This is a genomic window from Catellatospora sp. NPDC049609, assembly GCF_040675365.1.
GTDB lineage: Bacteria > Actinomycetota > Actinomycetes > Mycobacteriales > Micromonosporaceae > Catellatospora.
Map to the genome: position 1 here is coordinate 1 of NZ_JBFAOU010000363.1, position 3430 is coordinate 3430.

A 3430-nucleotide genomic window follows, 5' to 3' on the forward strand; every position below is an offset into this window, starting at 1 on the left:
CGGCACGGGTAACGCAGGCGTTACCCCTACCCGTGCCGTTACCTGCGGCGTTGCCTCGTCTGCGGCTGCTCTCGCCGAGCGAGGATCTCGGCCAGATCCGTGCGGCGGTAGCCCTTGAGCACCTTCCCCGCGATCTTCACTCCCTGTGACGGAAGGCCGAGGTTGCGGGCCATGTCCGACAGGGCCTCGGCGGTGATCGACGGGTAGGCGTTGGGCCACCGCTCGGCCAGCGCCGGTGCGGCGACCGTCCAGTGCTGGCCGTTGTCGGCCGACACGTCGAGCAGGTCGGCGAGCAGGTCACGCGCGGCGGGCAGGTCGGTCGCGGTCGGCCGGCGGCCACCGCGCAGGGCGGTGGCGCGGGCGATGATCGCGGCGGCCTGCTCGGGGGTCGGGTACTGCGACAGCACCGACACCGGCGACGGTCCGCCGGTCATCACGCCCCATCCGGCGTCGTCCACAGGCTTGTAGACAGTGCCGGTGATGCCCCGCTTGTAGGCACCGGTGCCGAGGATCATGTCGTTCTCGACCTGCCCCTGCACCGACAGGCACCAGCGGTTGGTGACGCACCGGGTGATGTTCGGCGGCAGCGACGTCTTGTCGGGGATCTGCGTGGCCAGGACCACGATGATGCCCAGCGCCCGCGCCCGCTTGATCAGCCGCTCGGCCGCATCGGCGGCGTCCTTGTCCGCGGCGAACAGCTCGTGGGCCTCGTCGATGAGGATCACGATCGGGTGCAGCCCGGACCCGGGCTTGCGCGCCAGCTCCGGCGTCACCTTGCCCTCGGGTGCGAGTCCGGCCTGCTTGGCGGCCAGGATGCGCTTGCCGCGCCGCTCGGCCTCGGCGAGGGCCCACGCCAGGATCGCGCCGCCCTGCCGGATGGCCTCGTCGTCCACGCCGACGACGTACGTGGAGCACAGCGGCTCGAAGTCCAGGAAGTCACCGGTCCCCTTGAACTCGGCGATCTTGAACTCGACTGTGGGGTCCAGCGACCAGGCCAGGGCCAGGGAACGTGCCGCGTAGCTCTTGCCCGATCCGGGCTGCCCGCCGATCAGGAACGACCGGGCGAACCCGCTGGTCTTGACCGGTCGCTGCCGCTCGTCGGAGCCGAACTCCTCGGTGTTGAACACGCTGGTGACGGCGTTGTCGGCCAGCAGCGCCCACCGCGGCTTGCCCATCTTCGACGCGGGCTGGTACCCGACCCACAGGTCGAGCTGGCCGGCGTGCTCGGGGCCGGGCGCGGGCCAGACCTGGTCGATGGGCAGCCGCAGCGCCGAGGACAGCGCCGCCCGCTTCTCGATCACCTTGACCGCCTCGACACCGAGGGGCAGGTTGACCCGAGCCAACCACCCCGGCCCGTCGCGGTGGATCGGCGTGGGGAACTCCAACTGGGCGGGGTCGGTCAGGCCCTGGGCCTTGACCGCGACCAGCGCCGCCCGGACCTGCTCGGCGGTCAGGCGGGTGAACTTCGGGGTGTTGGACACGCGGTCGGTGATCGGCCGGTCGGCGGGCTTGCCCGCCTGCGCCGCCAGCAGCGCAGCACCGGCAGCGGCGGCGTACCAGCCGATCGGCGGGACCGCGCCGGACAGTTCCAGCACGGTCGTGCCGACGCACGCGGCGGTACTGGCCGCGCCGAGCAGCATCCACCGGGGCTTGGCCTCCTTGGACCTGGTGCGGTTCAAGGACTGCCAGGTGTAGGCGTCGTTGCGGTCGGCGGCGTGCTGGCGAAGCTGCCAGTTGCCCTCCTCCGCGCTGGCCCAGCGCAGCACCCGCCGCGCCAGCCGCCACACCCCGCGCGGGGCGTAGACCGCCACCTTGAGCCCGTACCAGGGCGAGCGCAGCGCGTGGAACGCCGCGTAGTACCCGGCGTCGTTGACCAGGGCGCGGACGGTCTCACGGCGGCCGTGCGCTGACAGCATCCACGCGGGCACCAGCGGCACCCGACGGGCGTCGCCGCTGGTCACGTCCTTCCACGTGACCGTCATCGCCTCCCCGCTGGGCTCGTCGACGGGTGCGCGCTGGTCGGGCCGGTACACGGTGTAGGACTCGGCGTCGATCGGCCCGGCCGGGGCGGGGACGGTGGCGCGGGTGGGCTCGTCGTCGTCGTTGAAGACCATCGGGGTCAGTGCCATGGTGAGCTACCTCCGTTCGACTTCGATCAGGGCGTTGATCAGGCGTTCGTGCAGCTGCGTGAGCAGCCGGCCGCGCGGCATCGTGGGCTGCTCGGCCTGCTCGCGCATCAGCGCCTCAGCGGCGCCCACGGCGTTGCGCAGGCCGCCCAGCCGCTCCCGCAGCCACACGACCAGGGCGTTGAGCTGGGCGATGACGGCGGCCTGCCGGGCGATCTCGGCGTGCAGCACCGGGCACTGCCCGCACGGCTGATCACTCATCAGGCACCGCCTTTCGGCAGGTCATACTGGGTGCTCCCTTCGAAGGGGTGGGCGGGACACGGCCGGTTCCTGGCAGGGCGGGCCGTGTCCCGCGTGTGGCTTGCTGAGGAATGGCGGAGGGTTGGTAGCGATGGCTGGCGAGGGGCCGAACTTGGATGGCTGGCGGATGCGCCTGGTTGAGTGGGTGGTGCTCGTTGGCTTGGCCATCGGGGCTGACCGGCTCTTTCCCGATGCCAAGGGCTGGTCGTTCTGGGCCATAGGCTTGGCGCTTGCCGGGGTGATGTTCTTCGTCCTTCCCCGGACGGCGCGCTGGCTCCATCGCTATCGGGCGTCAGCCGCTGACCGTCGCGCGACCAGCGACGCACGCCGGTAGCGCCGATCGGGGCTCGGCCGGTCGGCACGGACGGGGCCAGGCTGGGTCAGAATGGGGGCTCGTCGCTGGTGTTGCTCGCCCACGGGTTGGGCTCATCGGTCCCGGCCGGCGCGCCGCCACCGGACCCGCCGCTGGTGCGCGACATCTTCTTGACCTGCGCGGTCGCGTAGCGCAGGCTCGCGCCGATGTCCTCGACGTCGAGCTGGAACGCCTGCCGGTTCTCCCCCTCCGGGGTGGTCCACCGGTTGAGCTTCAACCTGCCGGTCACGACCACGCGCGAACCCCTGACCAGGGACTCGGCGATGTTCTCGGCCAGGTCCCGCCACGCGGAGCAGTTCAGGAACAGCGGGTCGCCGTCCTTCCACTGGTTGGTCGCCTTGTCGTACATGCGCGGCGTGGAGGCGATGGAGAACTTGCACAGCGCCGCCCCGGCCGGGGTGAAGCGCAGCTCGGGGTCGGCGGTCAGGTTGCCGACCAGGGTGAGGGTGGTTTCGTTGGCCACGAGGGCACTCCTTCGGTGAGCCGTCGCGCAGCTGCGCGCGACGGGTCCGGGTTGGTCCGCCGGGTCTGGCGGCCACCGTCCCGGCCAGGGCGGGTGTGCCCTGGCCGACATCCCGGCCCGGCTGGAGTGGACCGAGCCGCCGGTCCTGCCCGGACCGGCGGGCCACGT

At 72.0% G+C, this 3430-nt stretch carries 4 protein-coding genes; 1 reads left to right on the top strand and 3 read right to left on the bottom strand.

Going from position 1 to position 3430, the window contains the following annotated elements:
* Positions 1–38: 38 nt before the first annotated feature.
* Both AB0J67_RS40010 and AB0J67_RS40015 read right to left on the bottom strand, forming a co-directional pair.
* Positions 39–2129 carry an FtsK/SpoIIIE domain-containing protein gene (locus AB0J67_RS40010; RefSeq protein ID WP_363490864.1) on the bottom strand — a complete coding sequence of 697 codons (2091 nt, stop codon included), beginning with the start codon at positions 2127–2129 and terminating at the stop codon, positions 39–41.
* Positions 2130–2135: 6 nt separating this feature from the next.
* Positions 2136–2387: a hypothetical protein gene (locus AB0J67_RS40015; RefSeq protein ID WP_363490866.1), complete on the bottom strand. Its 252-nt coding sequence runs from the start codon at positions 2385–2387 to the stop codon at positions 2136–2138.
* Between the two features lie 130 nt (positions 2388–2517).
* Here AB0J67_RS40015 and AB0J67_RS40020 point away from each other — a divergent pair, with 130 nt between their 5' ends.
* A complete protein-coding gene (locus tag AB0J67_RS40020; protein WP_363490868.1) occupies positions 2518–2760 on the top strand; it encodes a hypothetical protein in 243 nt (80 codons plus the stop codon).
* A gap of 46 nt (positions 2761–2806) precedes the next feature.
* Here the strand turns inward: AB0J67_RS40020 and AB0J67_RS40025 are convergent, their stop codons facing one another.
* Entirely contained in the window at positions 2807–3262 is a 456-nt protein-coding gene (locus AB0J67_RS40025) for a single-stranded DNA-binding protein (RefSeq protein WP_363490870.1), read from the bottom strand.
* Between the last annotated feature and the right edge of the window lie 168 nt (positions 3263–3430).